General features: G+C 69.7%; 8 protein-coding genes. 1 reads left to right on the top strand and 7 read right to left on the bottom strand.

Features of this window, described 5'->3' with window-relative positions:
* Both JWN21_RS09495 and JWN21_RS09490 read right to left on the bottom strand, forming a co-directional pair.
* On the bottom strand, positions 1-1,000 hold a 1,000-nt coding region (locus JWN21_RS09495), incomplete at its 3' end, for an NAD(P) transhydrogenase subunit alpha (protein ID WP_299648940.1).
* The gene (locus JWN21_RS09490; protein WP_299648937.1) at positions 1,000-1,149 is read right to left on the bottom strand and encodes an aa3-type cytochrome c oxidase subunit IV; all 150 of its coding nucleotides are present in this window, start codon (positions 1,147-1,149) and stop codon (positions 1,000-1,002) included. The genes JWN21_RS09490 and JWN21_RS09495, both read right to left, overlap by 1 nt.
* A gap of 125 nt (positions 1,150-1,274) precedes the next feature.
* On the opposite strand from JWN21_RS09490, the gene JWN21_RS09485 reads away from it, so the two are divergent.
* A complete protein-coding gene (locus tag JWN21_RS09485) occupies positions 1,275-2,687 on the top strand; it encodes a sigma-54 dependent transcriptional regulator (protein WP_299648934.1) in 1,413 nt (470 codons plus the stop codon).
* Between the two features lie 59 nt (positions 2,688-2,746).
* On the opposite strand, the gene JWN21_RS09480 is transcribed toward JWN21_RS09485, so the two are convergent.
* The 5 genes from JWN21_RS09480 to thiD form a co-directional block, all read right to left on the bottom strand.
* Complete coding sequence (locus JWN21_RS09480) at positions 2,747-3,025, bottom strand: UvrB/UvrC motif-containing protein (protein WP_299648931.1); 279 nt, start codon at positions 3,023-3,025, stop codon at positions 2,747-2,749.
* Positions 3,026-3,086: 61 nt separating this feature from the next.
* Positions 3,087-4,124 carry a dihydropteroate synthase gene (folP, locus tag JWN21_RS09475; RefSeq protein ID WP_299648928.1) on the bottom strand — a complete coding sequence of 346 codons (1,038 nt, stop codon included), beginning with the start codon at positions 4,122-4,124 and terminating at the stop codon, positions 3,087-3,089.
* A 166-nt stretch (positions 4,125-4,290) separates the two neighbouring features.
* The gene (locus JWN21_RS09470) at positions 4,291-5,418 is read right to left on the bottom strand and encodes a site-specific DNA-methyltransferase (RefSeq protein ID WP_299648925.1); all 1,128 of its coding nucleotides are present in this window, start codon (positions 5,416-5,418) and stop codon (positions 4,291-4,293) included.
* Positions 5,419-5,568: 150 nt separating this feature from the next.
* Entirely contained in the window at positions 5,569-6,204 is a 636-nt protein-coding gene (locus tag JWN21_RS09465; RefSeq protein ID WP_299648922.1) for a ribonuclease HII, read from the bottom strand.
* Entirely contained in the window at positions 6,194-7,048 is an 855-nt protein-coding gene (gene thiD, locus JWN21_RS09460) for a bifunctional hydroxymethylpyrimidine kinase/phosphomethylpyrimidine kinase (protein WP_299648949.1), read from the bottom strand. Before thiD ends, JWN21_RS09465 begins: the two co-directional genes overlap by 11 nt.
* Between the last annotated feature and the right edge of the window lie 129 nt (positions 7,049-7,177).

The following is a 7,177-nucleotide window of genomic DNA, read 5'->3' as shown; positions in this document are numbered from 1 at the left end:
AGAGGTTGCGCGAGAACAGCGCGCTGGCGTCGGCGGCGAGGCGGGACGGCACGTTGCGGTGACCGACGATCCTGACGCCGTGGCGCTCCACCACCTCGCCGGCGACCGCGCCCTCGACATTGCCGCCCTGTTCGACCGCGAGATCGATCACCACCGAGCCCGGGCGCATCGTCGCGAGCTGCGCGTCCGACACCAGTCGGGGTGCTGCCCGGCCGGGGATCAGCGCCGTGGTGATGACGATATCCTGCTTGGCGATGTGCGTGGACACCAGTTCCGCCTGCGCGGCCTGGTACTCGGCTGAGGTCTCGCCGGCATAGCCGCCGGCGCCCTCGCCCTCGATCCCGGCGACGTTCTCGACGAACACGGGCTTCGCGCCCAAACTCATGATCTGCTCGCGGGTGGCGGAGCGCACGTCGGTGGCGGAGACCTGCGCACCCAGCCTGCGGGCGGTGGCGATCGCCTGCAAGCCCGCGACGCCCACGCCCATCACGAACACGCGCGCCGCCGAGATCGTGCCGGCGGCGGTCATCATCATCGGGAACGCTCGGCCATATTCGGCCGCCGCGTCGAGCACCGCCTTGTAGCCCGACAGGTTGGATTGCGAGGACAGGATGTCCATCGACTGCGCGCGCGTGATGCGCGGCATCAGCTCCATCGCGAGCGCTTCGACGCCTGCGGTTGCATAAGCATCGACGCGCTGGCGTGCGCCGAACGGGTTGAGCGAAGCGACGATCCATGCGCCGCCGCTCGCACCGCCAAGGTTGGCCGGGTCCGGTCCCTGCACGCCCAGCACGATGTCCGCGCCCGCGACCGTTGCCGCGAGGTCGCCCACCGTTGCGCCGGCTGCCGCATAGTCGGCATCCGCGATCGACGCCGCCGTGCCCGCACCTGCCTCGATCGCCACGCTCGCGCCGAGCGCGACCAGCTTCTTCACCGTCTCCGGCGTCGCGGCGACGCGCTTCTCGCCTTCGGCACGCTCGCGAAGAACGGCGATCTTCATCAGGTCGCGATCAGCCAGATCACCAGCGCGGCGATGACCACGCTGACCGCCGTGCCCCATTTCAAGAGCGCGATGACACCGTCATAGGTCTTCAAGTGCGCGGTCACGCTCGGTTGTTCGATCCCATCCGAATGGTTGTTGTCGGCCATGCATCCCTCCCTCGCGTCCGCTTTGCACGAGCCTTACCCACCAGCCCCCTCACCCTCAAGCGTGTTTAACCGAGCTTACACGCCTGCGCGGCTAAGCGGGGGGCAATGGCTCACGAGCTCCACCCATGACGCGCAACGGCCAGCGGCTGCTGCTCCTGATCGACGACGAGCCGGCGCAGCGGCGGCTGGTGGCCGCGCTGGCCGCGCGCGGCGGCTGGCGCGCGGTCTTCGCCAGCGACGGCGAGATGGGCGTGGCAACGCTCGGCACGCAGGACGGGATGCAGCTGGACGCAATCCTGCTCGACCATGCGCTGCCGGACGCCGACGTGACCGGCACCATCGCGAGCTTGCGCGAACGGCGGCCCGCGCTGCCGATCCTGCTGCTGACCGCCAACGGCTCGGTCGCGCAGGCGGTGGCGTCGATGCGCGCGGGCGCGACCGACTTCCTGGTCAAGCCGCTGGCGCCCGAACGCCTGCTCGCAGCACTCGAAGCGGCGGTGGCGGGTACGGCCGCGGGGGAATTGCGCCCGCTGACGGAGAAGATCCCCGCGTTGCTGGGCTTCGACGAGATCGTCGGCTCCGCGCCCGAGTTCCGCACCGCGCTGGCGATCGCGGCCAAGGCGGCGCGCGCGCGGGTGCCGGTGCTGATCGAAGGCGAATCGGGCGTCGGCAAGGAGGTGGTCGCCGAGGCGATCCACGCCGCGAGTCCACGCGCGAAGAAGCCGATGGTGACCGTGAACTGCGGCGCGATCCCCGCCAATCTGGTCGAATCGGAACTGTTCGGGCACGAAAAGGGCGCGTTCCCTGGCGCATTCGAGCGCAAGATCGGGCGCTTCCAGCAGGCCGACGGCGGCACGCTGTTCCTGGACGAGATCGGCGAGATGCCGCTGGAGGCGCAGGCGAAGCTGCTGCGCGTGCTGCAATCGGGCGAGGTGCATGCGCTGGGCGCGCGCCACCCCCGCGAGATCGATGTCCGCGTCATCGCCGCCACCAACCGGCGGCTGGTGGACGAGGTGGAGGCGGAGCGGTTCCGCGAGGATTTGTATTACCGCCTCAACGTGGTGCCCGTCCTCATCCCGCCGCTGCGCAAACGCGCCGGCGACATCCCGGCGCTCGCGCGCCACCTGCTCGCGCGGATCGCGCAGCAGCCGGGGTTGCGCGAGTTGGGCATCACCGACGACACGTTGCGGCTGCTCGAGGAATATGACTGGCCGGGCAACGTTCGCCAGTTGGGCAACGCCTTGTTCCGCGCGGCCGTGCTGTGCGAGGGTTCGGCGCTGACCAAGGCGGACTTCCCGCAGATCGCCAGCCTGGGCGCGCGCCGCAGCGCCACCACGCAGGCGGCGATGGCGGGTGGCGTCACGCTGTTCCGCGCCGACGGCAACATGCGCCCGCTGGAGGACATCGAGGCGGACGTCATCCGCCTCGCGATCGGCCATTATCGCGGCCGCATGACCGAGGTCGCGCGACGGCTGGGGATCGGGCGGTCGACGCTGTACCGCAAGCTGAGCGAGCTGGGGATCGAGTCGGCCGCCTAGGCGCGGAGCGGCCGGCGGGCGCGACGCGCGCGGCCCACGGCGCGGCTTTGCCGCGGCGCTTACTTGACCTTCTTTCGACTTCCCCGCCCCCCCAAATCCGGCTTCTTCGGTGCGACCCACCCCGGCGGCGGCACGACGCGCGGCACGCCCGTACCCAGCCCCATCGCGCCTGGCTGCTGCCGCGTTAGTCCGCTCGTGTCCGACCGCGCCGCCGCCACCGCATCGGCACCCCCTCGCAACAGACTGATGCGGTCGCGCAATCGCCGCGCTTCCTCGAAGTCGAGTGCCGCGGCAGCGGCGGCCATACGGGCGTGAAGGTCGTCGATCGCGTCGCTCATGCCCGCCAAACGCCTGAGCCGGCATCGAGCCGCACTTCCTCCCGCGCAAGAGACGACCGCGCTACCCCACGAATGCCTGATCCCGAAGTCCGCGCCAGACGCGGATCGCCTGCACCGTTTCGGCGACATCGTGGACGCGGAGCAGTTGCACGCCCGCCTCGACCCCCTTCATCGCGAGGGCCAGGCTACCGCCGAGCCGCCGGTCGACAGGTGCCTCGTTCGACAACGCGCCGATCAGTCGTTTCCGGCTCGCGCCGAGCATGACGGGGCAGCCCAGCCCGTGGAACAGCGCCAGCCCGTTGAGCAGTTGCAGGTTCTCCGCCACGGTCTTGCCGAAGCCGATGCCGGGATCGACGAAGATCTTCGCGCGATCGACCCCGGCCCCGACCACTGCCGCGACGCGGACTTCCAGCCAGTCGAACACCTCGGTGAGCACGTCGGCGTAACCGCCCTTGCCGTGCCCGCCTCCTTGCGGATCGGGCGAATGCATCAGCACCACCGGACAGCCCGCGCGGGCGACGACGTCGAGAGCACGGTCGTCCCACAACAGCGCCGATACGTCGTTGACCAGCCCCGCACCGACGCCAAGCGCCGCCTCCATCACCGCCGCCTTGCGGGTGTCGATCGACACCGCCGCGCCGGCGCGCGCGAGGCGTTCGATGGCGGGAACGACGCGCGCGATCTCGTCGCCTTCCCACACCGCCGTCGCCCCCGGCCGCGTCGATTCGCCACCGACATCGACCAGCGCGGCGCCGGCGGCGAGCATGTCGGCACCCGCCGCCGCCGGATCGTCCAGGCGCGCGCCGCCGTCGGAGAAGCTGTCGGGTGTCACGTTGAGGATGCCCGCGACGAGCGGCTGATCGAAGCGCAGCGTGCGTTCGCCGACCGTGATCGGGGCGCGCACCGCGGTAATGCGGGCGTGGAGCTGCGCCGCGCGCTCGCCCAGCGTTGCGACCTCGCCGATGGACACGGTGCGCCGCCTCGCGCCCGCGATCACCTCATAGGCGGCGAACCACTGCATGCCGCCAGCCAGCCGCGCGACGGCGCCGTCGGGGTGGTGGATGGGGGAGGCGACGAAGTGGGTGGGGAGGAGGTGCATGGCGGTTCCTTACACCCCTCTCCCGCAAGCGGGAGAGGGACAGGCGCCGCAGGCGGCAGGGTGCGGGATCGAGGTGGGTCCGGGCGCATTCACCTGGAACCCGCATCATACCCTTACCCTGCCCGCTTCGCGGTCTGCCCCTCTCCCGCGTGCGGGAGAGGGAAGTTCAGGGCTGCGTCGCGAGCAGGTACGTCTGCCGCAGCGTGTCGATCGGCTTCATCTTGCCGCCATCGTCATGGTGCCAGAACACCCACCCATTGCACGCGGGCGCGGCCTGCAGCGTCGCGCCGAGCTTGTGGATCGAGCCGACCGAGCCGCACGCGCTCAGCAGCGAGCCGTCGGCGCGGACCGTCGCGGACCAGCGGCGCTTCGCGTCGGTAAGCACCGCGCCGGGCGTCAGGTAGCCGGTCTCAACCAGCGTCCCGAACGCCACCTTGGGGGCCGAGCGCGGGCTTTGCATCGTCGCCAGCGCCGATTCGTCGAGCGGCAGCGCCGCCTCGATCCGCGCCGCCGCCGCCGCGCAATATTCCGCCTCGCGCTCGATGCCGACCCAGTGGCGGCCCAGCCGCTTCGCCACCGCGCCGGTCGTGCCGGTGCCGAAGAACGGGTCGAGCACGACGTCGCCGGGCTTCGTGCACGCGAGCAGCACCCGGTACAGCAGCGCCTCGGGCTTCTGGGTCGGGTGGACCTTGACGCCGCCCGCCTTCAGCCGCTCCGGCCCGCCGCAGATCGGGAATTCCCAGTCCGAGCGCATCTGCAGTTCGTCGTTGAGCGTCTTCATCGACCGGTAGTTGAAGGTGTATTTCGCCTTTTCGCCCTTCGACGCCCAGATCAGCGTCTCGTGCGCGTTGGTGAAGCGGGTGCCGCGGAAATTGGGCATCGGATTGGCCTTGCGCCAAATGATGTCGTTGAGGATCCAGAAGCCGAGATCCTGCAGGCCCACGCCGACGCGGAAGATGTTGTGATAGCTGCCGATCACCCAGATCGTGCCGTCGTCCTTGAGCACGCGATGCGCTTCGGCCGCCCAGGCGCGGGTGAACGCGTCGTAATGCTTGAGCGATTCGAACTTGTCCCAGTCGTCCGTCACCGCGTCGACATGGCTGCCGTCGGGCCGGAACAGCTCGCCGCCGAGCTGAAGGTTGTAGGGCGGATCGGCGAAGATGCAGTCGACCGACTTCGCCGGCAGCGATTTCAGCACCGCGATGCAGTCGCCCATGACGATGCTGTCGAGCGGCAGCACCGTCGGCTCCGCTGCGACTGGCGCAGCCCGCCGGACCTTGTCGATTACCCCCATCCCTACAAACGCCTCCCGCCCGCATGAGGCCCGCGAACCGCGGACTCCGTCAAGCAGACATTGGTTAACGTGGCGCGTGAAGATCGCGTTAACGAAGCGGAACGGAGTTGGGGTGGACCTAGATATTGAGTCCTGGCGCCTGCGCTACCCTCAAGCTGTAGCGGTGTGGCACGAAAGACTCAGCAGATCGATCGCTTGCGCGACGGGGGCGAAGGAACGGCGGTGGAGCGGCGTGACGCCGTGTTCGGCGAGCGCACGGCGGTGTGCGGGGCAGCCATAGCCCTTGTTCGAGTGCCAGTCGTACTGCGGATATGATTCGGCATGGGCGAGCATGATCTGGTCGCGCGTGTGCTTGGCGACGATCGACGCGGCGGCGATCGACAGGCTCAATGCGTCGCCGCCGACGATGGCGGTCGCGGCATGGCTCCAGCGTGGCAGGCGGTTGCCGTCGACCAGCACATGCGCCGGTTCGCAGCCGAGTGCGGCGACCGCCAGCTCCATCGCCTTCATCCGTGCCCAATAGATGTTGAGCCGGTCGATCTCGTCCGCCTCGACGATGCCGACGCCGACGACAGCGCAGGCGAGCAGCCGCGCGCACAGCCGCGCGCGTTCGGTCGCGGGCAGCTTCTTCGAGTCATCGATGCCACGTGGAACGCCGCGCGCGGGCAGGATGACGGCGGCCGCCACCACCGGTCCGGCAAGCGGGCCGCACCCTGCCTCGTCAACCCCGGCGACGGGGGCGAGGCAGAGCTTTTCGTGGCGCAGCGACGGGCGTTTAGCGGCCATCGAATGTCCGGAATTCGGTGACGAACTGCTGCCCCATCGGCCCATGCCCGTGCCCCAAGCCCGGCGCGCGCTCAAGGCTGGCGCGCACGAACCCGATCGCGCGGCCCACGGCGGCGGGCAGGTCCAGCCCCGCGCCCAACCCGGTCGCGATCGCACTCGCGAGCGTGCAGCCGGTGCCGTGGGTGTGCGGCGTGTCGATGCGGGAGTAGGTCCACACGATGTCAGAGCCATCAGGCAGCACGAGATTGTCCGCCAGCAGGTCCGTCGTGCGACTCTCTTCCGGAAGCGAAACCTGCCCCGTCCGATCGGGCGCGAGATGACCGCCCTTCGCCAGGACGGGAACTTTCAGGTTGGCGGCGAGCGTGCGGCCTGCGGCACGTGCCTCGCCTTCGCTGCTGACTTCCGATCCGGTCAGCACTGCCAACTCAGGGACATTTGGCGTCACGACTGCCGCAATCCGCATCAACCGCTCGAACGCCGCGATCGTGTCAACATCGGCGAGGATCGAGCCCGACGTCGCGATCATCACCGGATCGAAGACGATAGGCACTCCGACAGCCACCAGCGTATCCGCTACGGCCCGCGCTGTTTCAGCCGTGCCGAGCATCCCGATCTTGATCGCGTCGACGCCGATGTCGTCGATGCACGAGCGTATCTGTGCAACCACCATGTCGGCGGGGACGGGCATAACCGCCTGCACCCCCAGCGTGTTCTGCGCCGTAATGGCGGTCACCGCCGTCATCGCGTGGCCGCCCAGCATGGTGACGGTCTTGATGTCGGCCTGAATGCCCGCGCCGCCGCCTGAATCGGAGCCGGCGATGATCAGGATGCGGGGGGTGGGAATGAGGCTCGCAGAGTTACCCATGCGCAAGGCCAAACGACATGGCGACACTCACCCCTCCCCGGCGGAGGCCGGGGCCTAGTCGGCCGCGCCGCGAATCTGGCCCCGGCTTCCGCCGGGGAGGGACGATCA

Source organism: Sphingomonas bacterium (assembly GCF_028292945.1).
GTDB lineage: Bacteria > Pseudomonadota > Alphaproteobacteria > Sphingomonadales > Sphingomonadaceae > Sphingomonas.
This window is presented reverse-complemented; position numbering and strand designations above follow the sequence as displayed.

Bases quoted from the DNA above. Each gene is read 5' to 3' on its own strand.
- JWN21_RS09490 (WP_299648937.1), bottom strand. From the start codon at position 1,149: ATGGCCGACAACAACCATTCGGATGGGATCGAACAACCGAGCGTGACC.
- JWN21_RS09485 (WP_299648934.1), top strand. From the start codon at position 1,275: ATGACGCGCAACGGCCAGCGGCTGCTGCTCCTGATCGACGACGAGCCG.
- JWN21_RS09480 (WP_299648931.1), bottom strand. From the start codon at position 3,025: ATGAGCGACGCGATCGACGACCTTCACGCCCGTATGGCCGCCGCTGCC.
- folP (WP_299648928.1), bottom strand. From the start codon at position 4,124: ATGCACCTCCTCCCCACCCACTTCGTCGCCTCCCCCATCCACCACCCC.
- JWN21_RS09470 (WP_299648925.1), bottom strand. From the start codon at position 5,418: ATGGGGGTAATCGACAAGGTCCGGCGGGCTGCGCCAGTCGCAGCGGAG.
- JWN21_RS09465 (WP_299648922.1), bottom strand. From the start codon at position 6,204: ATGGCCGCTAAACGCCCGTCGCTGCGCCACGAAAAGCTCTGCCTCGCC.